This window comes from Arthrobacter sp. efr-133-TYG-118 (assembly GCF_030209755.1).
GTDB lineage: Bacteria > Actinomycetota > Actinomycetes > Actinomycetales > Micrococcaceae > Arthrobacter.
Genome location: NZ_JARVRH010000024.1, coordinates 132,143 through 153,258 on the forward strand (window position 1 = coordinate 132,143; position 21,116 = coordinate 153,258).

At 63.5% G+C, this 21,116-nt stretch carries 19 protein-coding genes and 1 pseudogene; 8 read left to right on the plus strand and 12 right to left on the minus strand.

Annotation, left to right across the window (positions count from 1 at the left end):
* Positions 1 to 44: 44 nt before the first annotated feature.
* Both QRN59_RS18885 and QRN59_RS18890 read right to left on the minus strand, forming a co-directional pair.
* Entirely contained in the window at positions 45 to 1,661 is a 1,617-nt protein-coding gene (locus tag QRN59_RS18885; protein WP_284983983.1) for a monocarboxylic acid transporter, read from the minus strand.
* The gene (locus QRN59_RS18890; protein WP_284983984.1) at positions 1,658 to 2,035 is read right to left on the minus strand and encodes a DUF485 domain-containing protein; all 378 of its coding nucleotides are present in this window, start codon (positions 2,033 to 2,035) and stop codon (positions 1,658 to 1,660) included. Before QRN59_RS18890 ends, QRN59_RS18885 begins: the two co-directional genes overlap by 4 nt.
* 163 nt (positions 2,036 to 2,198) lie before the next feature.
* On the opposite strand from QRN59_RS18890, the gene QRN59_RS18895 reads away from it, so the two are divergent.
* Genes QRN59_RS18895 through QRN59_RS18910 form a run of 4 tightly spaced genes read left to right on the plus strand, consistent with a single transcriptional unit; the run spans position 2,199 to position 5,928 of the window.
* A complete protein-coding gene (locus tag QRN59_RS18895) occupies positions 2,199 to 3,365 on the plus strand; it encodes a histidine kinase (RefSeq protein ID WP_284983985.1) in 1,167 nt (388 codons plus the stop codon).
* A 15-nt stretch (positions 3,366 to 3,380) separates the two neighbouring features.
* Positions 3,381 to 4,100: a LytR/AlgR family response regulator transcription factor gene (locus QRN59_RS18900; RefSeq protein ID WP_284983986.1), complete on the plus strand. Its 720-nt coding sequence runs from the start codon at positions 3,381 to 3,383 to the stop codon at positions 4,098 to 4,100.
* Positions 4,097 to 4,459, plus strand: a complete 363-nt coding sequence (locus QRN59_RS18905; protein ID WP_284983987.1) for a hypothetical protein — start codon at positions 4,097 to 4,099, stop codon at positions 4,457 to 4,459. The genes QRN59_RS18900 and QRN59_RS18905 overlap by 4 nt, the downstream gene beginning before the upstream one ends.
* On the plus strand, positions 4,456 to 5,928 hold the full coding sequence (locus tag QRN59_RS18910) for a sodium/solute symporter (protein ID WP_284983988.1): 1,473 nt from the start codon (positions 4,456 to 4,458) through the stop codon (positions 5,926 to 5,928). The genes QRN59_RS18905 and QRN59_RS18910 overlap by 4 nt, the downstream gene beginning before the upstream one ends.
* On the opposite strand, the gene QRN59_RS18915 is transcribed toward QRN59_RS18910, so the two are convergent.
* The 6 genes from QRN59_RS18915 to rpsB form a co-directional block, all read right to left on the minus strand.
* Positions 5,925 to 6,509: a DivIVA domain-containing protein gene (locus QRN59_RS18915; RefSeq protein WP_284983989.1), complete on the minus strand. Its 585-nt coding sequence runs from the start codon at positions 6,507 to 6,509 to the stop codon at positions 5,925 to 5,927. The two genes, QRN59_RS18910 and QRN59_RS18915, sit on opposite strands and share 4 nt — an antisense overlap.
* 21 nt (positions 6,510 to 6,530) lie before the next feature.
* Entirely contained in the window at positions 6,531 to 7,454 is a 924-nt protein-coding gene (locus QRN59_RS18920) for a phosphatidate cytidylyltransferase (protein ID WP_284983990.1), read from the minus strand.
* Positions 7,454 to 8,011 carry a ribosome recycling factor gene (gene frr / locus QRN59_RS18925; RefSeq protein ID WP_269994514.1) on the minus strand — a complete coding sequence of 186 codons (558 nt, stop codon included), beginning with the start codon at positions 8,009 to 8,011 and terminating at the stop codon, positions 7,454 to 7,456. Before frr ends, QRN59_RS18920 begins: the two co-directional genes overlap by 1 nt.
* Positions 8,012 to 8,113: 102 nt before the next feature.
* The gene (pyrH, locus tag QRN59_RS18930; protein WP_059387847.1) at positions 8,114 to 8,851 is read right to left on the minus strand and encodes a UMP kinase; all 738 of its coding nucleotides are present in this window, start codon (positions 8,849 to 8,851) and stop codon (positions 8,114 to 8,116) included.
* Positions 8,852 to 8,998: 147 nt separating this feature from the next.
* Positions 8,999 to 9,835: a translation elongation factor Ts gene (gene tsf / locus QRN59_RS18935; protein WP_184735951.1), complete on the minus strand. Its 837-nt coding sequence runs from the start codon at positions 9,833 to 9,835 to the stop codon at positions 8,999 to 9,001.
* 120 nt (positions 9,836 to 9,955) lie between these two features.
* Complete coding sequence (gene rpsB / locus QRN59_RS18940; RefSeq protein WP_284983991.1) at positions 9,956 to 10,843, minus strand: 30S ribosomal protein S2; 888 nt, start codon at positions 10,841 to 10,843, stop codon at positions 9,956 to 9,958.
* A 435-nt stretch (positions 10,844 to 11,278) separates the two neighbouring features.
* Here rpsB and QRN59_RS18945 point away from each other — a divergent pair.
* A pseudogene (locus tag QRN59_RS18945) lies at positions 11,279 to 11,734 on the plus strand (M23 family metallopeptidase); the annotation flags it as partial.
* A gap of 54 nt (positions 11,735 to 11,788) precedes the next feature.
* Here the strand turns inward: QRN59_RS18945 and QRN59_RS18950 are convergent.
* Positions 11,789 to 12,979 carry an acyl-CoA dehydrogenase family protein gene (locus tag QRN59_RS18950; protein ID WP_284983992.1) on the minus strand — a complete coding sequence of 397 codons (1,191 nt, stop codon included), beginning with the start codon at positions 12,977 to 12,979 and terminating at the stop codon, positions 11,789 to 11,791.
* A 180-nt stretch (positions 12,980 to 13,159) separates the two neighbouring features.
* On the opposite strand from QRN59_RS18950, the gene QRN59_RS18955 reads away from it, so the two are divergent.
* The gene (locus QRN59_RS18955) at positions 13,160 to 14,263 is read left to right on the plus strand and encodes a hypothetical protein (RefSeq protein WP_284983993.1); all 1,104 of its coding nucleotides are present in this window, start codon (positions 13,160 to 13,162) and stop codon (positions 14,261 to 14,263) included.
* A 3-nt stretch (positions 14,264 to 14,266) separates the two neighbouring features.
* Here QRN59_RS18955 and QRN59_RS18960 read toward each other — a convergent pair whose 3' ends face one another.
* Entirely contained in the window at positions 14,267 to 15,184 is a 918-nt protein-coding gene (locus tag QRN59_RS18960) for an alpha/beta hydrolase (protein WP_284983994.1), read from the minus strand.
* 97 nt (positions 15,185 to 15,281) lie between these two features.
* On the opposite strand from QRN59_RS18960, the gene QRN59_RS18965 reads away from it, so the two are divergent.
* Complete coding sequence (locus QRN59_RS18965; RefSeq protein WP_284983995.1) at positions 15,282 to 16,160, plus strand: SGNH/GDSL hydrolase family protein; 879 nt, start codon at positions 15,282 to 15,284, stop codon at positions 16,158 to 16,160.
* Positions 16,161 to 16,391: 231 nt separating this feature from the next.
* The gene (locus QRN59_RS18970) at positions 16,392 to 17,804 is read left to right on the plus strand and encodes a polysaccharide deacetylase family protein (RefSeq protein WP_284983997.1); all 1,413 of its coding nucleotides are present in this window, start codon (positions 16,392 to 16,394) and stop codon (positions 17,802 to 17,804) included.
* Positions 17,805 to 17,983: 179 nt separating this feature from the next.
* On the opposite strand, the gene QRN59_RS18975 is transcribed toward QRN59_RS18970, so the two are convergent.
* Together QRN59_RS18975 and QRN59_RS18980 are read right to left on the minus strand one after the other, a co-directional pair.
* Positions 17,984 to 19,189, minus strand: coding sequence for a glycoside hydrolase family 26 protein (locus QRN59_RS18975; protein WP_284983998.1), 1,206 nt, complete (start codon positions 19,187 to 19,189; stop codon positions 17,984 to 17,986).
* A 95-nt stretch (positions 19,190 to 19,284) separates the two neighbouring features.
* The gene (locus QRN59_RS18980) at positions 19,285 to 21,015 is read right to left on the minus strand and encodes a sensor histidine kinase (protein WP_284983999.1); all 1,731 of its coding nucleotides are present in this window, start codon (positions 21,013 to 21,015) and stop codon (positions 19,285 to 19,287) included.
* Positions 21,016 to 21,116 lie beyond the last annotated feature (101 nt).

Genomic DNA, 21,116 nt, shown 5'->3' on the forward strand with positions numbered 1-21,116 from the left:
CCCGCACTGGATGCGGGAGGGATCGCTGTGTCAGACCAGTACTCCTAGTGGTTCACCGCCTTCTCGGCTCCTACGCCGGTCAGGGAACGGACTTCCATCTCGGCCTGCTTCGCCGTGTCTTCGCGCCGCTTGTCCACCACGGTTCCGAGCCAGCCAAGCAGGAAAGCGAGCGGAATGGACACGATTCCCGGGTTGCTCAACGGGAAGACGGCGAAGTTGGCGCCCGGGATCATTGACGTCTTGGCACCGGAAACAACGGGCGACAAGGCAATGAGGATGATTGCCGCCGACAGTCCGCCGTACATGCTCCAGGTAGCACCCTGGGTGGTGAACTTCTTCCAGAACAGGGAGTAGAGAATGGTCGGCAAATTCGCTGACGCTGCCACTGCGAAGGCGAGCGCCACGAGGAAGGCTACGTTCTGGCCATTGGCGAAAATACCGCCAAGGATCGCAAGGACCCCGATGACCACCACAGTGCGCCGGGCCACCTTGACCTCGGTCCCGGCGTCGGCCTTGCCCTTGGAAATGACGTTCGCATAGATATCATGTGCGAACGACGCCGCTGCCGTGATGGTCAAGCCGGCCACCACCGCAAGGATGGTTGCGAACGCGACGGCCGAGATGAAGCCCAGCAGCAACGGCCCGCCCAGGTGGAAGGCGAGGAGCGGTGCAGCGGAGTTCACCCCGCCGGGGGCCGACTTGATGGTGTCGGCTCCGACCAGGGCTGCCGCGCCGTAGCCGAGGACCAGGGTGAACAGGTAGAACAACCCGATCAGCCAGATGGACCAGACCACCGATTTGCGGGCTTCCTTCGCCGTGGGCACCGTGTAGAAGCGCATCAGCACGTGTGGCAGGGCGGCCGTGCCGAGGACGAGTGCCAAGCCAAGGGACAGGAAGTCCAGCTTGGAGGTCTCGGTCTTGCCGTACTGCAAGCCGGGGTTCAGCACGTTGGGGTTCTTGGCTGAGTCTGCGGCAGCACCCAACAAGTTCGACAGGTTGAAGCCGTAGATGGACAGCACCCAGAGTGTCATGACTGCCGCACCGCAGATAAGCAGCACGGCTTTGATGATCTGGACCCAGGTGGTGCCCTTCATTCCTCCGATCAGCACATACATGATCATGAGGGCGCCGACGACGACGATCACCAAGGCTTGTCCGCCCCAGTCGCTGATGCCCAGGAGCAGGGAGATGAGGCTTCCGGCGCCGGCCATCTGCGCCAGCAGGTAGAAGAAGCAGACGGCCAAAGTGGAGAGGGCCGCGGCGATCCGCACCGGGCGCTGGCGCAGCCGGAAAGAAAGCACGTCGGCCATAGTGAATTTGCCCGTATTGCGCAGCAGTTCGGCGACAAGCAGCAACGCGACAAGCCATGCGACGAGGAACCCGATGGAGTACAGGAAGCCGTCGTAGCCGTTGACGGCGATTGCCCCGGTGATCCCGAGGAAGGAAGCCGCGGAGAGGTAGTCTCCGGCGATGGCCGTGCCGTTCTGCGAACCGGTGAACGACCGCCCGGCGGCATAGTAGTCAGCAGCCGTTTTGTTGTTCCGGCTGGCCCGGAAAACGATCACCATGGTGACCAGGACGAACAGGGCGAAGATGCCCACGTTCAACAGCGTGGTGTCCTTAAGAGCGGCGACGTTGACCATCGGGACCATGGCGCTCATTTTGCCGCCCCTCTCACGGTGCTGCCCTTGTCGAACTCATGGCCCTCGATCTCATTCCGGATTTCCGCGGCGATCGGGTCCAGTTTCCTGTTGGAGTAGTGAACGTACCAGGCCGTAATCCCGAAAGTTGAGACGAACTGCAGCAGGCCCAGGACCAGGCCGACGTTGATGTTGCCCCACAGCTTGGTGGACATGAAGCCCACCGCGTAGTCGGCCAGCAGGACATATGCGAAGTACCAAAGCAGGAATGCGATGGCCATTGGAAAGACAAAACTACGGTGGCGCTTGCGGAGCTCCTGAAACTGCCCCGTTTGCTGGACTTCCTGGAAATCCACGGACGCCGCTGCATCCGGTGTCTGGGCCTCGTTACCCATGGCTTCCTCCTGTTGTGGGTGTCTACATCGACCACGCGCTCCGAGTCGATGTGACTGGAATCACTATCCGCCGGACAGCTGCGCCACTTCCAGATTCGCCGGCATAGGCGTCGCCCAGTGGACACGTTGCTGCGCCGAACGGCGGGTTCGCTAGTCTTGCTCCATGCCGGATTTCCCGCTCGTCACCGCCGCCGCCATTGCGGTCATCGTGCTCGCCGTGGCGGTCGTCGTGGGGGTCGGCCTCAAGGTGATCCGTTCCTTCCGCGAGCTGGGAACCGACGCCGAGAGGGCCACTTACCAGACCCTGCACGCAGCGTCGCGCGCGGGACAGCACCTACGCACCGGGCTCCACGCGGCGGGAGCGGCCAAGGCGAGCAAGCAATTGCGTTCCCTGCTTGGCTGCGACGCCCTGGCGATCACGGATACCGAGTCCGTCCTGGCATGGGACGGCGCAGCAGAAGAACTCAAAGCCGTCCTGATGGAGCTCGCCTCGGGCGTTCTCTCCGACGGACGGACCGTGGTTGTCCCGGCTTCGCACGCACTGAACGCCGTCGTCGCGCCGATCAGGGCCGGAAACCGCGTGGTGGGAGCCGTTGCGGCTTTCGCCCCGCAAACCGGTGCCGGTTTGGTCCGGGCGACAAGCGAGCTGGCCGACTGGGTTGCCGTGCAAGTGGAATTGGCCGAACTCGACGCTTCCCGCACCTTGCTCATGGAGGCTGAAGTCCGGGCCCTGCGCGCACAAATCAGCCCACACTTCATCTACAACTCCCTCAACGCCATTGCCTCGTTCATCAACACCGACCCCGCCCGGGCGAGGGAGCTGGTGGTCGAATTCGCGGATTTCACCCGGTATTCCTTCCGCCGCCACGGCGATTTCACCACCTTGGCGGAGGAACTTCGGAGCATCGACCGCTACTTGCTTTTGGAGAAGGCACGCTTCGGAGAGCGGGTTCAAGTGAGCCTCAGGATCGCGCCCGAAGTCCTGAGCACGGTAATTCCTTTCCTGAGCCTGCAGCCGCTCGTGGAAAACGCCGTGCGCCATGGGCTTGAAGCGAAGGAGGGACCGGGGCACATCACGATCTGCGCCAACGACTCCGGGGCCTTCGCGGAGGTCACCATCGAGGACGACGGCGTGGGCATTGATCCGGAACACCTGCGGTCGGTCCTCGCGGGGCACGCCGACGGGGACCATGTTGGACTGCGAAATGTCGATGCCCGCCTGCGGCAGGTCTACGGGGATGAACACGGCCTCGTGATCGAGACCGCACCGGGCGAGGGCACCTTGATCACCATCCGGGTGCCAAAGTCGCAGCCGAGCCATGATGCCTGACGCTAATCTATAACCATGATCAACGTACTCGTCGCCGACGACGAGCTCCCCGCCGTTGAAGAGCTCGCCTTCCTGCTGGGTCGGGACGAGCGTATCGGTGCCATCCACCGCGCAGCCTCGGGCGCCGAGGCCCTCAGCGCCCTCGAAACGGAATCCGTTGACGCTGTGTTCCTGGACATCCACATGCCCGCGCTTTCCGGCTTGGACATCGCCCGTGCCATCTCGCGCAGCCCCCGCCCTCCCGCCGTCGTCTTCGTCACCGCCGACGAAGACTGTGCGCTCGAGGCGTTCGAACTGGCCGCCGTCGACTACCTGCTCAAACCGGTGCGTGCCGAACGCCTGGCGCGGTCCATCAGCCGCATCAGCGAGCTCATCAAGGACGGCAGCAAAGTGCCCGAGATGATCACTGTTGACCAAGGCGGAACAACACGGATGATCCGGAGGGACGACGTCAGCTACGTCCAGGCCCAGGGAGACTACGCGCGGCTGCACACAGCGGAGGCGAGCTACCTGATCCGGGTACCCCTGAGCGACCTCGAACAGCAGTGGGCGGGAGCCGGATTCATCCGCATCCACCGTTCCTATCTCATGTCCCTCAACCACGTGGGGCACATGAAACTCGCCGCGGCACGGCCAAGTGTCACGGTGGCCGGAGCCGAACTGCCGATCAGCCGCAGGCACCTTCCGGCCGTACGGGACAAGCTCGAGGCCACCCGGATCCGGCCACAAGGATGACCCGCGTCAGGGTCACGGCCCCGCAGCCGGCTGCCCGGATAGCCCCGAATCGTCCATACCATTCGCGCGAAGCTGCCGAGGACTCGGACGTCGGGCAGGTCTTCGTCCGGTCACTCATCCGTTCGCAGCTACGCCTGGCTTTGGTTGTGGCTTCCGGATTCCTGCTGGTGCTTGCCGCTTACGGCTCCATGGTGGCGCTGGTGCCTCAGCTCGCGCAAATGCGGATTCTGGGCATCCCGGTAAATTGGGTCATCCTCGGAGCGGCGCTTTATCCGGTGATCGGCCTGAGCGCATGGCTGTACAACCGCTCCGCGGCAAGGAACGAAGCCCGCTATCGCGATCTTGTGGAGGAGAAGTGAATCCCGCCGTCGGGCTCGCCGCTTTTCTGGGTGTGGCGCTCGCGACGGCGGCGATCGGCTTCTACGGTCTGCGCATTTCGCGCACCACGGGCGACTTTTACGTGGCATCCCGCACTGTCCGCCCGTGGTGGAATGCCTCGGCGATCGGCGGCGAATACCTGTCGGCAGCGAGTTTCCTGGGCGTCGCGGGGCTGATCCTGTTGACCGGAACGGACGCTCTGTGGTTCCCCGTGGGCTACACGGCTGGCTACCTGATGCTGTTGCTGTTCGTGGCCGCCCCCTTGCGCCGATCGGGTGCCTACACGATTCCGGACTTCACGGAGGCCAGGCTCGAGTCGAAAGCCGTCCGCCGGGTCACGAGCCTTGTCGTGGTTGCTGTCGGATGGCTCTACATCGTGCCGCAGCTTCAGGGCGCGGGGCTCACCATCCGGATCAGCACGGGATTGCCTTCTTGGGTAGGCTCCATCGCCGTCGTCGCGGTGGTCTGTGTGACGGTAGTGGCTGGCGGGATGCGTTCCATCACCTTCGTCCAGGCTTTCCAATACTGGCTCAAGCTAACGGCTTTGGCCGTGCCTGCCGTGTTCCTGCTGCTGAACCAGGCGGGCGGCGGCTCACCGGTCCTGGCAGAGGCATCCAGCAATCCCACTGGCCTCCCCGCAGCAGGGCTTTACCAGACTGTCTCGCTCCTGGTGGCGCTGCTTTTCGGAACACTGGGACTCCCCCACGTCCTTGTCCGCTTCTACACCAACCCGGACGGCCAGTCGGCCCGGCGGACCACCCTTATCGTGCTGGGCCTGTTGTCGGTCTTCTATTTGTTCCCGACGGCGTCCGGCCTGCTGGGGCGGGTCTTCGCACCTGGGCTTGCACGCAGCGGACGGCCCGACGCCCTGGTCCTGCTGCTGCCTGGAAAGCTGCTGGGTGGAGTGCCCGGCGATCTGCTGTCGGCATTGGTCGTTGCCGGTGCGTTTGCGGCCTTCCTGTCGACGACGTCGGGATTGGTGGTTTCGCTGGCCGGCGTCATCAGCCAGGACCATCTTGGCGGGAGCGTGCGCGGATTCCGGGTGGCCGCCCTCCTGGCCGCCGCCGTCCCCCTGGCTTTTGCATTCACGACGGATTCCATGGCCTTGGCCGGCAGTGTCGGTCTGGTGTTCGCTTTCACCGCTTCCACCATTTGTCCGGTCCTGGTGCTGGGCATTTGGTGGCGCGGCCTGAGCGACGCAGGCGCGATTGCCGGCATGCTGACGGGAGCCGTCCTCTGCGGGGGTGCGCTGGTATCAAGCACGATCATCGGTTCTGCTGCACCCGGATGGATTGCCCAGCCTGCGGCTTGGACGGTGCCGGCCGCCTTTGCCGTGATGGTGCTGGTCTCGCGGGCCACGAAACACCGGGTCCCCGGGACCGTGACCCGGCTGATGACCAGGCTTCATGTCCCGGAACGACCGGTGGCCACGGAACGCCAGCTCCGCTAGTCGATCGCCGCCATGAGTTCGACAACCCGGTCGAGGAAGGCATCAACCTGCGCCTCTTCGTAGCCGTCGCGCCCGCGGGCCTCGGAGAAAGCGGCTCGGCGGACGTTGTCGACGCTCAGCGGTTTGTCGTTCTCCAGGTAACCAATCAGGGAGACGCACAACGCATCGACCTCGGCGATGTTGTAGCTGCGCGCACGCTTCTTGTCCGGCCGGCGGAATCGTTCGCCATCAGGCCGGTGCAAACGGCCGCGCAACACTCCGGAGAGTTTGCCGATCTTCAGCAACCAGGCTTCCTCGCCTTCGGCCGCAATTAGCTCGTCGCGTTCACGCCGGGCGAAGGCATCTTCGAGGCGGTCCAATGCGGCGTCCACAGCGTTGGCGTCGTAGCCGCCTTTGACAGGATCAAACGAAACCGCGCGGACATCGCTGCTGCCGATTTTCTCCGATGCCTCGGCCCGGTTTTCAAACGACAACCGGGCGCGCTGGAAAAACTGGTCCACTTGCCTTGCGTTGTAGCCATACTTGCTGTGCGCCACGCGCTCAAATGCTGCGGGGATCTGGCGACGAATGTCCACTGCCACTGCTTTCCTTCTGGGTGGTTGTCAGGCGCCGCTCAACAGCGCGAAAAGAATATATGCTGCCGGAGCCGCGAAGACGATCGAGTCAAGGCGGTCCATGACCCCGCCGTGACCGGGCAGGATGCTGCTCATGTCTTTGACGCCAAGTTCCCGTTTGACCATGGATTCCGCGAGGTCACCGGCGGTAGCGGCGGCCACCATGCCGACCGCAAGCACCACGCCGACCCACCACGGCCTGCCCAGGACGAAGATGCTGGCGAGGATACCGATGACCATGGCACCTGCCACCGAGCCAGCGAACCCTTCCCAGGTCTTTTTGGGGCTGATCTTGGGAGCCATCGGATGCTTTCCGAGCAGCGCCCCGACGAGGTATCCGAAAGTATCGTTGGACACGACCAGCAGCAACATCACCGCAATCTGCCAGGCACCCGCCGGAACCTGCCCTGCGGGCCAGGGACCCGCCGTCGTCGCTCCCCCGCCTGTATGGAGAGGCAGGATGGCAAAGCTGATCAGGAAAGGCACCCAGGCAAGCGTGAAGATTCCGGAGAAGACGCTGCGCGGAGCTCCGGCAGCGCTTTCAAGGGAACGCCAGAGCAGGACGGCCGTGCTGCTAAGCACCATCGCGAAAAGCAGGCTTTCGGTGCCACCGAAGTAAGCCGCCAGCGGCATCGCCACGGTACCGGTCAACACGGGGATGATCGGCATCCTGGTGCCCTGGGCTTCGAGCGCACGGAAAATTTCCCACACGCCGAGGACCGCAAACGCGGTGGTCAGGAGAACAAACCCCAGCGGCAGGAACAGCAGCCCGCCGAGAACGGCAAAGAGCATGGCGAGCCCGACGCCGATGGCGGCCGGAAGATTCCGGCCGGCCTTGGGCGTTGGGTTGCCTCGTTGGCGTCTGGCGCGTGTGGGAATTCCGTGCGCGGGCGCCGGCTCAGCCTCGCTCATCAGACCTCGAGCAGCTCGGCTTCCTTGCGCTTGAGCAGCTCGTCGATACCATCGACGTGTGCCTTGGTGATGGCGTCGAGTTCCTTTTCGCCACGGGCGCCTTCGTCTTCTCCGGCTTCGCCGTCCTTGACGAGCTTGTCCAGCGAGTCCTTGGCCTTGCGCCGGATGCTTCGGATGCTGACCTTTGCGTCCTCACCCTTGCCCTTGACGATCTTGACGTATTCCTTGCGGCGTTCCTGGGTGAGCTCCGGGATGGTGATCCGGATGACGTTGCCGTCATTGGACGGATTCGCGCCGACCTCGGAGTCGCTCAGGGCCCTCTCGATGTCGCGCATCGAGGTCTTGTCAAAGGGCGTGATCAGGATGGTCCTGGCGTCCGGAATAGCGAAGGAAGCCAGCTGCTGCAGCGGTGTGGGGGTGCCGTAGTATTCCACGATCACCTTGTTGTAGAGTCCGGGGTTCGCACGACCGGTACGGATCGACGCGAAATCCTCCTTGGCTACCTCGACCGCCTTGTCCATCTTTTCCCCGGCTTCGAGCAAGGTTTCTTCGATCACGGTTTCTCCTCAGAAATAGTCGCGCCCCGGTCCGCGGGCCGCAATGCACAATAAATTTCCGCCCCTGCGGGCGGAAGAGTCCTAGAAATATCCTAGCCCTTGCTAGGGGGTGACCAGGGTGCCCAGCTTTTCGCCGAGAATGGCCCGGGTAACGTTCCCTTCGCCTTCCATGCCAAAGACAACCATGGACAAATTGTTGTCCTTGCACATGGTCATGGCGGTCTGGTCCATGACGCGGATGTCACGGCGCAGGGCCTCGTCGTAGCTGAGCTTTTCGAGCTTCTCAGCGGTGGGATCTTTCTTGGGATCCGCGGTGTACACGCCGTCCACGCCGCTCTTCGCCATGAGGACGACGTCGGCATGCACTTCGAGTGCACGCTGGGCCGCCACGGTGTCTGTGGAGAAGTACGGAAGGCCTGCGCCCGCACCGAAGATGACGACGCGGCCCTTCTCCATGTGGCGGATAGCACGGCGCGGAATGTAGGCCTCGGCTACCTGTCCCATGGTGATGGCGCTCTGAACGCGGGTCTCGACGCCCGCCTGTTCCAGGAAATCCTGCAAGGCCAGGCAGTTCATGACAGTGCCGAGCATTCCCATGTAGTCGGCGCGTGAGCGGTCCATGCCGCTCTGGGACAGTTCGGCGCCGCGGAAGAAGTTACCGCCGCCGACGACGATTGCCACCTCGACCTCGGAAACAGCTGCGGCGATTTGCTTGGCGATGGCGCGGACGGTTTCCGGGTCAACACCGAGCTTTCCGCCGCCGATGACCTCGCCGGACAGCTTCAGCAGTACACGACGACGGGTCTTCTCCGGATGGATTGCAGTGTTCTCGGTTTCCATGGTGCCTTCCCGTTTGTGGACTCTGGCTAGATTATCTTGCTGGGGGGCCGGGCAGAAAGCTGCCGGCAGTAGACGCACTCCGTGCGGGCCTGCGGTTGCATGCAAAAGGGGCGGCCACCGAAGTGACCACCCCTTTTGTATGTCTAACTAGTTTCCGACGCGGAAACGGGCAACTGCGGTTGCCTTGACGCCGGCCTCTTCGAGGACCTGTGCAACGGTCTTCTTGGAGTCCTTGGCGAATGCCTGGTCCAAGAGAACTTCGCCCTTGTAGAAGCCCGTCACGCGGCCTTCGACGATCTTGGTGAGAGCGGCTTCCGGCTTGCCTTCGGCCTTGGCGGTCTCTTCGGCGATGCGGCGCTCGGACTCGACCAGTTCGGCCGGGACGTCTTCGCGGCTCAGGTAGTTCGGGGCCATGGCTGCAACGTGGACAGCGACGTCGTGGGCTGCGGTAGCAGCGGCGTCGCCCTCGCCCTCAACGGCGAACAGGACGCCGACCTGGGCCGGGAGGTCCTTCGAGGTCTTGTGCAGGTAAGCGTCGACCGTGCCGCCTTCAATGCGGGCGATGCGGCGGACAACAACCTTTTCGCCGAGGACGGCGCCTTCTTCGACGACAACCTCGGAAAGGGGCTTGCCGTCGACGTCGATGGCAAGCAGGGTCTCGAGGTCGGCAGCGCCGGACTCGACGGCGACGGCCAGGACCTTGTCGGCCAGCTGGATGAACTTGTCAGCCTTGGCGACGAAGTCGGTCTCGCAGTTGACCTCGATCATTACGCCCACGCCGTCGGTGACCTTGGCTGCAACCAGGCCTTCGGCGGTGGAGCGGCCTTCACGCTTGGTAGCGCCCTTGAGGCCCTTGATGCGGATGATCTCGATGGCCTTCTCGGCGTCGCCGTTGGCCTCGTCAAGAGCCTTCTTGACGTCCATCATGCCGGCGCCGGTGCGCTCGCGCAGGGCCTTGATGTCAGCAGCAGTGTAGTTCGCCATGTGAACCCCTCTGTCTAGAAATTTATGTGTTTACGGACTGACAGGACGGCAGCCCACCTGGTGGGCCGCCATCCTGTCAGTAGCTCCCCGCACCGAAATTGGTGCGGGAAAGGTCCGGATTTACTTGTCTGCTTCGGCTTCGCCAGCAGCAGCTTCGGTGGCCTCGGCGGCCGGGGCTTCGACAGCTTCCGCAGCCGGAGCTTCGACAGCTTCGGCGGCCGTAGCTTCAGCGGCTTCGGCCTTGCTGCCTTCGAGGAGCTCGCGCTCCCACTCAGCCAGCGGCTCTTCCGGGGCCTCTGCGGCACCGGTTGCGCGCTGGTTACGGGCGATGAGGCCCTCAGCAACGGCGTCGGCAACCACGCGGGTCAGCAGGTTTACGGAGCGGATGGCGTCGTCGTTACCCGGGATCGGGAAGTCAACTTCGTCGGGGTCGCAGTTGGTGTCCAGGATGGCAACAACCGGGATGTTCAGCTTCTTGGCTTCGTCAACAGCCAGGTGTTCCTTCTTCGTGTCGACAACCCACAGAACGGAAGGAGCCTTGGTCAGGTTGCGGATACCACCGAGGTTGGTTTCCAGCTTGGTGAGTTCACGCTTCAGGAGCAGGAGCTCCTTCTTGGTGTAACCCGAGCCTGCGACGTCCTCGAAGTTGATCTCTTCGAGTTCCTTCATGCGCTGGATGCGCTTGGCAACGGTCTGGAAGTTGGTGAGCATACCGCCCAACCAACGCTGGTTGACGTACGGCTGGCCAACACGGGTAGCCTGCTCAGCAATTGCTTCCTGGGCCTGCTTCTTGGTGCCGACGAACAGGACGGTGCCGCCGTGGGCGACCGTAGCCTTGACGAACTCGAAAGCGCGGTCGATGTAGGACAGCGACTGCTGAAGGTCAATGATGTAGATGCCGTTGCGCTCCGTGAAGATAAATCGCTTCATCTTCGGGTTCCAACGACGGGTCTGGTGTCCAAAGTGGACGCCGCTGTCAAGCAGCTGGCGCATAGTTACGACGGGCATGCCGACGCTCCTTCCGGCAGGTCATTCATGAGAGAGCCACACGGGCCGCTCTTACCCTGCCAATAGTTGACGGTTAGTTAGCCGGACCCGAACGGGCCTTGGCTCCTGGCATCCATTGCACTTCTCATCCGGCCAATGACTCGCCGGACCGCAAGAGGCACAATCCTCCGCAGCACTGAATCCACGAGGATTCGCAGTTGGAGGGTTGGATACGCGTAGTCAGCCTGGGACCCCCGCGCAACTGAATGAGAAGCGCTTCTGAACAAGCTTGAGGGCACAGCAAACTGCTCCACCAAGTGTACTACAGCGCCTTCAGCCTTATGACCGCAAAGGCCCCGGGTTCAGCCTCTGTCCTTCGGCATATTTCCCGGACCGTTTTCCACATAGCCGAACTGGCCGCTTTCGGACCCTGCGGCGCCCGCGAAGGCTTGCTCCATGAGAACTGCACATCTTCCGGCATACATTTTTTTGCTCGCCGCCCTGGGCGCGGCGCCTGCCGTTGCATCGGGCCCGCCGGGCGCGACCATCCCGCCGGGCACCCGCCCGGGCTGGGTGTGGCCGCTCTCCCCCAAGCCCGCTGTCGTGCGCGGCTTCGACCCTCCGGACAAGCCGTGGTTGAGCGGGCACCGCGGCGTGGATTTACAAGCAGCGGACGACGGCGTCACGGTCGCCGCACCCGCGGACGGCACCGTGAGCTTCGTGGGTGTCGTGGTGGACCGTCCGGTGATCGCCATCGACCACCGGAGCGGGCTACGGAGCAGCTTTGAGCCCGTGGATAGCGAACTCACAGAGGGGGCCACGGTGAGCAAGGGCCAAGCCATCGGCGTGGTGAGAATCGGCCACTGCGCGGGATCAGCCTGCCTCCACTGGGGCGTGCGGCATGGGGAGGGCTACGTCAACCCGCTTGCCTTCGTCACGGATCTCCGCCCGTCCGTGTTGCTGCCTCTAGACGATGGCCGAAATCCCCGTGATGGCCCGCCCCGTCACAAGGGTGTTGATTTCGTGGGTGCCTTCGTAGGAGTAGATGGCCTCGGCGTCGGCGAAGATCTTGGCCATCTCGTAGTCCGTGACAATGCCGTTGCCGCCCAGGATGCCCCGGCCCAGTGCAACGCTTTCGCGCATGCGTGCCGTGGTGAAGGCTTTCGCCAGCGCGGATTGCTCGTCCTTGGCCACACCGGCATCCTCAAGCTGAGCGAGTCGGACCATCATGCCCATGGAGCTGACTGTGTTGCCCAGGATCTGCACGAGTTGTTGCTGCACCAATTGGAACGATGCCAGGGGCCTCCCGAACTGCATCCGTTCAACCGCGTAGCGGCGGGCAACGTCGAACGCCGCAAGCTGCTGGCCCACAGCCTGCCACGCGACCGAAAGCCGCGTGACTTTGAGGACCTTGTTGGCGTCCCTGAAGCTGTTGGCATTGGCCAGTTTGAAGAAGTCCGGGACCACCACGTTCTCGAGGGAGATATCGGCATTCTGGACGGATCGCAGCGAGATCTTGTTCTCGATCTTGCTCGCCTTGAATCCGGGGAGGCTTGTGTCTACCAGGAAGCCCTTGACCTGGTTGTCGCCGAGGTCGCGGGCGAAGACCACAACCCAATCCGAGAAGGTGGCGTTGCCGATCCAGCGCTTGGCACCGTTGAGGATCCAGTTGCCGCCGTCGCGGCGCGCAGTGGTCCGGGTGCCGCCTGCAACGTCCGAGCCGCCTAAGGGCTCGGTCAGTCCGAAGGCGCCGATTTTCCTGAGGGAGTAAATGTCCGGCAGCCAGGCGTCCTGTTGCTCTTGAGATGCCAACGCCTCGATGGAACCAGTGAACAAGCCATCGTGAACGCCCATGAACGTGGCGATTGAGGCATCGGCGCGGGTTGCCTCTGCATGGACCAGGCCAGCGAAAAGGTTGGAATAGCCTTGCCGCCTTACCGGGCTGACCAGGTCAATCTCGGCCAGCTTGGGGATCAGGCCCATAGGGAACTCGCCACGGTTCCAGCAATCGATAGCAATCGGCTTGACCTCACGGGCAAGGAAAGCCCGGATTTCAGCCAGCCGGTCTTGTTCCTTGCCCGTGAGCAATTGCTCAAAGCCATAGAAGTCGCCGTCGGCGTGCGGGAGGTTCTCGAGGTCGATTGCTGCCTTGGACATGCCACTCCTTCGCGTAAGTTACTGGTGAGTAACTTACAGCAATGACAGTCCTCCGCACAAGCAGAAACAGTTGCCGTTAACCTCCGGGTCTCCGGGTGTTTGTCCTTTGCACGGCTCGCTACCAGCCCGCTTCCCTACGTTGGCAGGGACATCGTTTCCCTAAGCTAAGGACGATTTTCAATGCCTGTTACACCCAACAAGCTCAAGCGGACCTCGATGGTATTGGTGGGCGCCGCCGTCGCGGCTTCCACTCTTGCCTCCGTTGCCGTGCCAGCATCCGCTGCGGACGAAGGCGAAGCACACGCCGCGCCCGCCGGATTCACTGTGAAGACCTTCTCCCCGGTCGGCACCGAGTCAGCACCTGACGACATCACGCGGATGGGCGACTCCGTGTACGTCTCATTCCAGAATGGCGTCGGCCCCTTGGGCGAGGCCTCCGCAAATGGCACCACAGCCAGCACCGTTCAGCAGTTCAGCCTCGACGGAAAGCCCGGCAAGTCCTGGCAAGTCACGGGCAAGGTTGATGGGCTTACGGCCGATCCGGAACACCACCGTCTCTTGCTGACCGCCAACGAGGACGGCAACTCGAGCTTCTCAACCCTCAGCCCGGACCAGGCGAAGCCGCTGATTACGTACACATATTCGGGCCTCACCCACGGTGGTGGAACCGACGCCGTATCTGTCATGAACGGCAAGATCCTCGTCAGCGCCTCAGCCCCGGTTGATACTTCGGGTCCCGCCGCCTATTCCGTCGCATTGGAAGGCACCACCGCCAAACTGACGCCTCTCTTCGGCGACAATGCTACGGCTACCGCAGCCAATGGTCCCCAGGCTGGAAAGGTAACCAGGCTAGGCCTCACCGACCCGGACTCCAACACCCAGGTTCCGGCCGCCGCTCCGCGGTTCAAGAACTCCTTCATGCTTGACGCCCAAGCGGACCAGCAGTTGATCTTCGCTTCCAACCCGGCCAGCGGCAAGCAAGCTCTCCAAGTGCTTTCGGTGGCCCAGCCCTTGGATGACACCGTGTTCGCGGCCCACTCCAACCAGACACTCCTGGTCACGGACCCGAAGGACAACAAGGTCTTCTCCGTCACTGGCCCGTTCAGGGCCGGCGAAGCCGTCTCTACGGTGGTACCCGACGCGGGCCCCGCCTACTTGGCAAACCTGGACCTGGGCACGGGCGCTCTCGCCCCGATCAAGGAACTTGCCTCCATCCACCCCAAGGGCTTGATGTTCACCGGCGTCGCCGGGGACAACTCGGACGACGGCCAGCGCTCCGAGTAACGATCAGTCTGCCGGGCCCAGCCGGGCCCCAAGCCATGCGTCGATGTGTCCGAGAGCGGCACGGGCCATCGGCGTCGCGTGCCCAGTGAATCCGTGAGGGGAGGCGGGATAGATACGCAGATCGACCTCGACACCGGCTTCCGACAGCCGTGTGGCCATGGCGAGGTTGTCTTCCAGAAGGATGTCGTCGCTGCCGATCACGATCAGGATCGGCGGTAGGCCGGCGAGGTCGGCGAAGAGCGGTGACAGGTCGGGGTGTGTGCGATCCGGCGTGCTCCCCGCATAGGCGTCGAGAAAATACTCGTCGGCGATCAGGCGTCCGGCCTGCGTCTTCGCGGCGAGGTCGTAGGTGCCGAACTGCAGAACGCCGCCGCTGAATGCCGTGACCCCGCGGTCGCGCAACCGCGCAAGCGTAGACACTGCCAGCGTCGCACCGGCAGAGAAGCCACCGATAGCGAGTCTGGTTGTGCCGAAACGGCGTTGGGCATGCTCCACGAGCCACAGCGCTGCTGTCTCGCAGTCGTCAGGTGCGGAAGGCCACGGGTGCTCGGGAGCGAGCCGGTAATCCACGCTGGCCACTGCAATACCCAACGCGTCCGCAAGCCGCCTGTTGCGAACGTCACTTCCGGCGGCCGAGCCCATGTAGAAGCCGCCGCCGTGGATTTCCAGGAATACGCCCGCCACCGGCATGCTCACCGGCATGTGGATCCGCACCGGGACGCTTCGGCCAAATGCGCTTGCCACCACTGTGATTGGCGGTGGATCACACTCTGCAGGTACTGCCGCGCCCGCTCGGAAAGCGAGCAGCTCTTCCCGACTGCCCGGACCACGGCCGGCCGGCCGCCGGGCGTAGAAGGCGCGGGATTCATCGACGAGTGACCACAACTCAGGATCCATCAGCGAGGGCAATTCGAGGCTCACAAGATAACTCTAGGATGCGCATCCGGCTCGCGAGTTCAGTATCTACTGCCGGCAGCCCGCCGTGGCGCGTTCGGCCTGGTAGGAGCAGTATGGAGGGATGAACGCTCCCAGCGCCGATAGTCCGGCGCAGGGTGGCTCCGTTGGTTCCGGCGCCCGCCTGCACCCGTGGAGCCGTTATGTGGCCCTGGGTGATTCGTTCACCGAAGGAGTAGGAGATCCGGAGCCGCGCAGCCCGGGGGGCCTGCGAGGATGGGCGGACCGGGTCGCGGAAGAACTGAGTGCCGGACACGACGATTTCGCTTACGCGAATCTGGCAGTCCGCGGAAGGTTGCTCCATCAGATCCTGGATGAGCAAGTGGGCCCTGCGCTGGCCCTGCAACCGGACCTGATCACTCTCAATGCCGGGGGCAATGACCTGATCTTCCGCAGAAGCGATCCCGACAAACTCGCCGTCCGGATGGATGCCGGCGTGCAACTCCTCGCCGCTGCGGGCGCAACGGTTGTACTGTTCGCCGGACCGGACTGGGGCGCTACGCCCGTGCTGGGACACACACGCGCCAAGGTGGCCATCTTCAACGAGAATCTTCGCACCATCGCCGCGCGCCACGATGCAGTAATTGCCGACCTCTGGGCCCTGCGTCAACTCACCCACCCTCGAATGTGGGATCCTGACCGGCTGCACTTCTCGCCCCTGGGCCAGCACACCATCGCCATCATGGTGCTGGATACCCTCAACGTCCCCCACACGTTGGAACCAATGACACCGAAAGACCTACCCGGACGCACGTGGCGCGGGGCAAGGACTGATGACATCATCTGGGCGCGCGAGCACTTGTTCCCGTGGGTCCTGCAACGGCTCAAACAAAGAGTCTCCGACGACGGGCGGCACGCAAAGCGGCCGGATCCCGGCCCCGTGTTTGGCGCATGGATGCCGCCCGGGACGTTCGTAGGAAACGATCCAAAGGCAACTAACTAGCTACATCAGGACGTCTACCTAACGGAGCGTCAGAAAGAACGAGTGTTGACCACTCGTTTTTGCGGCTACCCGTCAGTCGTAGCCTCTAAAGTACGCGTGTGTGAACGAGTCACAACCGGGTGCCACCCGCCGGAACCCAGAGCGGACTCCCTCTTAGAGCGGCACCTTCTTGGAAATCAACGAAGGATCACTCGGCTTCTGGTGCATTATCCAGGCTGGGGAGGAGTGACCATGAGGACTACGGATGAGCACCAGGGGGCAGCTGTATCGCGGCTCAAGGGCCGCGCACGGCCCGACGTCCCCGGAATTCTGCTCGCCAAGCACTTTCGCAAACGCTGGACCGCTTTTGGCAGCACGGCGCTGATGGTTGCCGGCCTGCTGGCCGGGGTGGGGCTCGCCGCACCGGCGCATGCTGCCCCGAACACAGTGGTGTCGCTGACATTCGATGACGGCAACGCGGACCAGTTGACGGCAGAAGCCACGATAAAGAGACTGGGCCTGGTCGGCACGTTCTTCATCACCACCGGGTGGATCGACCAGCCCACCTACCTGACCACAGCCAACCTCCAGCAAATCGCCGCCGACGGCAATGAGATCGGCGGCCACACCGTGACCCACCCGGATCTTGTGTCCCTGACCCCCGCTGAGTCGACACGGCAGATCTGCGACGGGCGCGTGGCGCTCATGAACATGGGCTTCAAAGTCACCAGCTTTGCCTACCCTTTCGCGTCCGAAGACCCGGCCACCGAGGCCCTGGTGAAACAGTGCGGGTTCAACAGTGCCCGTGGCCTGGGCGACACCTCCAGCAAGGACCCGGCCTCTGCGACGCTTCCCGCAGCAGACACCATCCCGCCCGCCAATCCCTATGTAACTGCGGCACCGGATGAGGTGGACAGCACGTGGACCCTGGCGAATCTGGAGAACCAGGTAACCCACGCCCAAACAACCACCGGCGGGTGGGTCCAACTGACATTTCACCACATCGCAGTCGGCACGGACCCCACGCTGACCATCACCCCCACCCTGTTCAGCCAGTTCGCCACCTGGCTGGCACAGCAAAAGACAGCCGGTACCGTCACGGTAAAGACCGTGGACCAGGTCATTGGCGGCACCCAGAAGCCCGCTGTCCAGGGCCCTGCCGTACCTCCGCCACCCCCTCCGGGGACGAACATGATTCAAAACCCCAGCCTGGAAACCCTGGTCAACACGATCCCGCAGTGCTGGGCCGCAGGCGGGTACGGCACCAATACCCCCACCTTCGCCGTTGTTTCCCCCGGCCACACGGGCACGAACGCCGAACAGCTCACCCTGACCGGCCGGTCGTCAGGGGACGCGAAACTCCTGCCCGCCCTGGACCTGGGCGGGTGCTCACCGACCGGCACAACCGGACATAGATATCAGCTGAAGGCCTGGTTCAAATCCACCGCGCCAACCCAGTTCGAACTCTATTACCGCGTCGGTAACGGGTATTGGACGTACTGGACCGCAAGCCCCTTGGTGGTCGCCGCGGCGAACTGGACCCAAATCACTTGGACCACCCCTCCCCTGCCGGCCGGTGCCTCGGGGATCAGTTGGGGCCTGAACATCCAAGCCAACGGCACCATCACCACCGACGACTACGAGATGTACGACATCGGCCCCTGATTCTCGACGTCCCCGCTACCTGAGAACCGCAAAACGAAAAAGCCCCTGACCTGCGTTTCCGCAGGCCAGGGGCTCTTTGCGCCATATTTTCCGGTAGGTAAACGGTGTGCGGAACACCCCGCCTGGCGGGCCGTTCCGGAGACATCGGCCAAGCAGACCGGGCCTACCGCGGCAGACAATCAGCGCCGCGCCTTCAACGCTGCTGTCATTGCGTCTGCCGACGCCTGCGTGGAGTCGATCCTCCAGTCGGTTTCCTTGTTGTAGTCGAACCAGAGGAATCCGGTGATATCGGGCTGGGAGGCGAGATGGGCAACCAGCTCGGTGATCCACTGCGGTTTGGATCCCCCGGTTTCGGCGCTGGCCGTCTCGGCGATGAGGATCGGTTTCCCGGGGGCCAGTTGACGGAGCTGGGCCAAACCTGGATCGAAGAGGTCAGCGGGCGCAATCCACGAACTCCAGGACGCGGAGGTTCCCCAGTTGTAGCCGTCCAAGGCAACGATGTCGACGTCGTCGGCACCGGGGAAGACGCCTGTCAGCGGCGTGGATCCGTAGTACGGAACGTTGGGGCTCCAGACCCACCTCACGTTGCTGGCACCGGTTGCCGTGACGACGTCGTGGACATGCCGCCAGGCCTTGGCGTAGTCGCCCGGCAGGTTGCCGTTGGTCTGCTCCGACCACGGGTACCAGTTGCCGTTCATCTCGTGCGCGAAACGCAGGTATACGGGTTTGCCCCAGGACGCCAGCGCTGAGCCCCACTGAGCGATATACCCGTCGAAATCCCCTGCGGCGATCCTGGCGAGCGAATACGCGGGCTGGTTTATGCCCTGGCCCCAGATCCAAGGCTCCCAAGTGACCAGCGTGACCGCACCGCGGGCCGCGCTGGCGTCGAGTTCCGCCAGCGGCGGTGCCTGTGCGAAATCCTTGTAAGTCATGATGATCGACGGCGCTTCGCCCACCAAGGCGGCGATGCCGTCAAGTTCCTGGCTGGCCGTCGGTCCGCCGGGGTTCGCGATACCGAAGCGCAGCGCTGCGCCGCTGATCGCAGGAACGGCGGCGGTCACGGTAAAGGTGGACACAGCCGAAACGGAGCCCACAGTGGCCTTCACCTGCACGGGACCAGCGGCAGCAGTCACATTGATCGAGGAACTGAAGGAACCGTTGGCGGTGGTTGTGAAGTTCACCGAGGCGGAAGCCGCGGTCAAGGTGCCGGACGTTTTTTTGGCGAATCCGTACCCAGTGACAGAGACAACCGTGCCGGAGGGACCCGAAGTGGGGCTCAGGGACGCCACCGGCGCCGCGACGGCCGCAGTCGGGAGGAACAATCCGGCAATCAGCAGAGTGCCCACAGCACCCAGCACACCCAGCAACCTCTGAAGGCTTCGCACGGTCCCAGCCCTACCCTTGCGTCGATTCGTCATGGAAATCAGATATTACGGTGTGCGGAGGGCCGGGGATAGAGGACCAAGGTCCAGGCTCAGCATCAGTCAACCGCGCCATCGGCCGGAAGGGTGAACACCATGCTGGTTCCCTTCCCTGGCGAGGTTCGACAGGTGATGGTCCCGCCGTGATCCTCCACGATCTGCTTTGCGATGGCCAGGCCGATGCCAATGCCGGGAATCGCTGCCTTTCGTGCCGCGGAACTGCGGAAGAAGCGGGTGAAGATCTCCTTGGCCTCCTCGGCGTTCATACCGATGCCTTCATCGGCGACCTCGCAGACCACCAATCCGTCGGAGAGCGCTGCCGCCACCGTGATGCTGCCGCCATCCGGCGAGAATTTGACGGCGTTTGAAAGCAGGTTGTCGAGCACCTGGCTGATACGTCCCGGATCGAAAGTGGCCGGCAGGTGTTCCGGAACGTCGACGTTCACGGCGATGCCTGCTTCTTGTGTACGGGGCCGGTTTGCCGCCACGCTCTCCTTGATCGTTCCGGCCAGATCGGCCCTGGTGGGCTGTATCCCCGAGGCAGGTGCGACGGCGGTGAGGAGGCTATCGACCAGCGACAACAGACGGTCCGAGTTCCGTCCTATCACGTTCAGCCCGTCTTCGACATGGGGGGCCACGCCGTCGGTCATTGACAGGAGCTCGACATAGCCGAGGATCGACGTCAGCGGTGTACGGAGTTCATGCGTCACGTTGGCGACAAAATCATCCTTGGCGTTGTTTGCCGTGACGAGCTCGGTGACATCGTTATAGGTGACCACGGCTCCTTCGCGTATACCTTCCGCATCCTTCAGCGGCCTCGCGGAAGTGGACAGCACACGGCGGCCCGCCGAGTCACCCACCCACACCAGCTGGTCTGAGAAGGTCTCCCCGTTCACTGCGCGGGCCCGCGGGCGCCGCTCGGGCGGCACGGGCGTGACGCCGTCGGGGTTGAACACCAGCCATTCCGTTTCGAGTGCGGCAGGCTTCCCCACCGGCAACGCTGCCTGCTGGAGCTTGTCCTGCTTGCGGTTTTGAAGTATGTCCCTGCCTTCCTCGTCGACCGCGAGCACGCCGACGTCGACGGCGTTCACGATGGTGTTCAGCAGCCGTTCCCGGCGCCCGCTGGCCTGGAGCAGGGCTTCCAGCCGCTCGCCCTGGGATTCGACAAGAGCCTGCTGCTCCATCATGCTGCGGGTCATCACGCTGACGGTATTGGCGATCGCCAGGGCCATGAACGGCAGCAGCAACGGACTGGACAGGTCCTGCGGCGCAATGGGGCTGCCGGAGGCAAAGACGGGCACCCAGACCATCGCCAAGGTAGCCGCGAAGCTTAGGACGATGGCGGTGCGCCGGAACAAGCCCGAGGCGGTGAGCCAGATGACGGGGAACACGGTGAGCAGACCGAGTCCCACGAGCGTGTTGTCCGCGCCTTCGCGAATCAACCCGATCGGCACAAAGTCGAGCAAGGGAATGATGAGGAACGATGGAAAGGGCAGCCGGCTCCATGGAGTCGCGAAGCACAGCACCAGCAGGAAACCCGTGAGGATGACCCCGGTCATGAATAACCGGTCAGCCAGGAGAAGCGGATGAAACAGCGCCGAGACCGCCAGGAGGAACAAGACCGTGGCACACAACGGCAGCTGGCTAAGCACTACCCGGTTGCGCAACGAAAGCTGATGGAACCGCACGGTATTCAATGTCAGGAGGTTGAGCACTCTGTCCACGGGGTCTGCAGCTCCCAGATCGTCGTTCGGTCCACGAAGCCCGCCGGCAGCGGAGGTGAGCGACAATCCGTGGACCCGGCACCAACACTAACCCGCGCCCTCGGCCTGAACGAGGCGACTCTCCACGGGAACACGGCTTCGGCTACCCGAGGTACGCACGGAGATAG

Excerpts from the sequence above, each read along its gene's own strand:
- QRN59_RS18885 (WP_284983983.1), bottom strand. The coding sequence starts at position 1,661 with ATGAGCGCCATGGTCCCGATGGTCAACGTCGCCGCTCTTAAGGACACC.
- QRN59_RS18890 (WP_284983984.1), bottom strand. The coding sequence starts at position 2,035 with ATGGGTAACGAGGCCCAGACACCGGATGCAGCGGCGTCCGTGGATTTC.
- QRN59_RS18895 (WP_284983985.1), top strand. The coding sequence starts at position 2,199 with ATGCCGGATTTCCCGCTCGTCACCGCCGCCGCCATTGCGGTCATCGTG.
- QRN59_RS18900 (WP_284983986.1), top strand. The coding sequence starts at position 3,381 with ATGATCAACGTACTCGTCGCCGACGACGAGCTCCCCGCCGTTGAAGAG.
- QRN59_RS18905 (WP_284983987.1), top strand. The coding sequence starts at position 4,097 with ATGACCCGCGTCAGGGTCACGGCCCCGCAGCCGGCTGCCCGGATAGCC.
- QRN59_RS18920 (WP_284983990.1), bottom strand. The coding sequence starts at position 7,454 with ATGAGCGAGGCTGAGCCGGCGCCCGCGCACGGAATTCCCACACGCGCC.
- pyrH (WP_059387847.1), bottom strand. The coding sequence starts at position 8,851 with ATGGAAACCGAGAACACTGCAATCCATCCGGAGAAGACCCGTCGTCGT.
- tsf (WP_184735951.1), bottom strand. The coding sequence starts at position 9,835 with ATGGCGAACTACACTGCTGCTGACATCAAGGCCCTGCGCGAGCGCACC.
- rpsB (WP_284983991.1), bottom strand. The coding sequence starts at position 10,843 with ATGCCCGTCGTAACTATGCGCCAGCTGCTTGACAGCGGCGTCCACTTT.
- QRN59_RS18950 (WP_284983992.1), bottom strand. The coding sequence starts at position 12,979 with ATGTCCAAGGCAGCAATCGACCTCGAGAACCTCCCGCACGCCGACGGC.
- QRN59_RS18955 (WP_284983993.1), top strand. The coding sequence starts at position 13,160 with ATGCCTGTTACACCCAACAAGCTCAAGCGGACCTCGATGGTATTGGTG.
- QRN59_RS18965 (WP_284983995.1), top strand. The coding sequence starts at position 15,282 with ATGAACGCTCCCAGCGCCGATAGTCCGGCGCAGGGTGGCTCCGTTGGT.
- QRN59_RS18970 (WP_284983997.1), top strand. The coding sequence starts at position 16,392 with ATGAGGACTACGGATGAGCACCAGGGGGCAGCTGTATCGCGGCTCAAG.